Origin of the sequence: Pseudomonas sp. MWU12-2319, from assembly GCF_023242525.1 — a bacterium.
Lineage (GTDB): Bacteria > Pseudomonadota > Gammaproteobacteria > Pseudomonadales > Pseudomonadaceae > Aquipseudomonas > Aquipseudomonas gingeri_D.
Window position 1 is genome coordinate 1 of the sequence record NZ_JALJES010000067.1, and the last position, 607, is coordinate 607.

The 607-nt window shown below is 61.6% G+C and carries 1 pseudogene; it reads right to left on the minus strand.

The features are described from left to right. Positions 1-601 (minus strand): annotated as a pseudogene (locus M5C01_RS32775) (phosphopantetheine-binding protein); the annotation flags it as partial. Positions 602-607: the final 6 nt, after the last annotated feature.

The following is a 607-nucleotide window of genomic DNA, read 5'->3' on the forward strand; positions in this document are numbered from 1 at the left end:
TCAGGCCGACCTGGCGCATGCGTTCGATCAACGTCACGGCCAATAGCGAGTGACCGCCAAGTTCGAAGAAGTTGTCGTGCCGCCCTACGCGCTCGACCTTGAGCAATTCCGCCCAGAGTTGCGCCAGTACGCTTTCCACTTCGCCTTGCGGCGCTTCATATTCGCGGCTGATCAGTGCCGTGCCATCCGGGGCCGGCAGGGCCTTGCGGTCCAATTTGCCGTTGGGCGTCAGTGGTAGAGCATCAAGCTGCACATAGGCCGCCGGGACCATGTATTCCGGCAGTGCGCCTTGCAGATGGCCACGCAGGCTTTCGATCTCCAACACGGTTTCAGGCTGCTGCGCCGTGACGTAGGCCACGAGGCGTTTTTCGCCCGGGTTGTCCTCCCGAGCCAGGACTACGCTTTCCTTGACCCCAGGATAAGCAGCCAGGCGCGCTTCGATTTCGCCCAGTTCGATCCGGAAACCACGGAGCTTCACCTGGTCGTCGTTACGGCCCAGATACTCGATATTGCCGTCCGCCAGGTAACGACCCAGGTCGCCGGTGCGGTACATGCGCCCGACGTTGAACGGATCATCGAGGAAACGCTCGGCGCTCAGTTCGGATCA